This window comes from Enterobacter sp. PL1 (assembly GCF_945957325.1).
Lineage (GTDB): Bacteria > Pseudomonadota > Gammaproteobacteria > Enterobacterales > Enterobacteriaceae > Enterobacter > Enterobacter roggenkampii.
This window is the reverse complement of the sequence record NZ_CAMFKT010000087.1, coordinates 1-1,044: the sequence shown is the minus strand read 5'-3', so window position 1 is coordinate 1,044 and position 1,044 is coordinate 1. Positions and strand designations below refer to the sequence as shown.

Annotated in this window: 1 protein-coding gene; it reads right to left on the bottom strand. The window is 48.9% G+C overall.

Annotated elements, in window-relative coordinates; all coding sequences use genetic code 11:
* The coding region (locus tag N6P30_RS24365; protein WP_210949565.1) for an IS110-like element IS5075 family transposase at window positions 1-976 on the bottom strand (976 nt) is incomplete at its 3' end.
* Window positions 977-1,044: the final 68 nt, after the last annotated feature.

The following is a 1,044-nucleotide window of genomic DNA, read 5'->3' as shown; positions in this document are numbered from 1 at the left end:
TCAGTGCCCAGGCTATTCTGGCCAGCTTGTTTGCCAGAGCACAGGTGACGACAAAGTTGCTTTTCCGACACAACAACTCCCTGACCCAGTCGGCCAACTTGCCAGACTGGTGTTCCAGTTTTTGTATGAATACCCTGGCACACTGAACCAACAAAGTTCGGATCTTTTTGTTGCCCCGCTTGCTAATCCCTAACAATGTCGTCCGACCTCCCGTGCTGTACTGTCGGGGTACCAGCCCTGTTGCCGCCGCAAAGTCACGGCTGCTGGCGTACTGCTTCCCGTCGCCAATCTCAGTTGAAATAGTACTGGCAGTCAGCGTTCCAACGCAGGGAATACTCAGCAAGCGCTGTCCAACCTCATCTTCGTCCAACTTTCGTTTCAACTGAGATTCCAGATCTTTAATCTGCTCAACAAGATAGTGATAATGCTGTTGTAATTTCAGCAGTAACTGGCTGAGATAAAGAGGCAAACTACTGTCCTCAAGAAGGGTACTCAGTCGACTAATAACGGCAGCACCTCGCGGAACGCTGATACCAAATTCCAGCAGAAAAGCATGCATCTGATTAGTTGTTTTCACCTTATCCTGAACCAGGGATTCACGGACACGATGCAGAGCTCGCATTGCCTGCTGAGATTCGGTTCTGGGCTGCACGAAACGCATAGATGGACGTGATGCTGCTTCACAGATAGCTTCAGCATCAACGAAGTCATTTTTGTTGCTTTTAACGAATGGGCGGACAAATTGCGGTGATATCAGCTTTGGAAAATGCCCTAACTCTGCCAGCTTGCGTGCCATAAAGTGAGAACCGCCACAGGCTTCCATCGCGATGGTTGTTGCTGGGCATGTCGCCAGAAATTCGATTAGCTTTGGTCGGGTGAATTTTTTACGGTAAACGGCCTTCCCACGATGATCCTGACAATGAATATGGAAAGAGTTCTTACCCAGATCGATACCAATAAGCGCAATGTTTTCCATGATGGTTCTCCGAATGAAAGCCTGTCCTCAGCATAGTACTGGGAAGGAGGGAGTGACCATCTCATTAA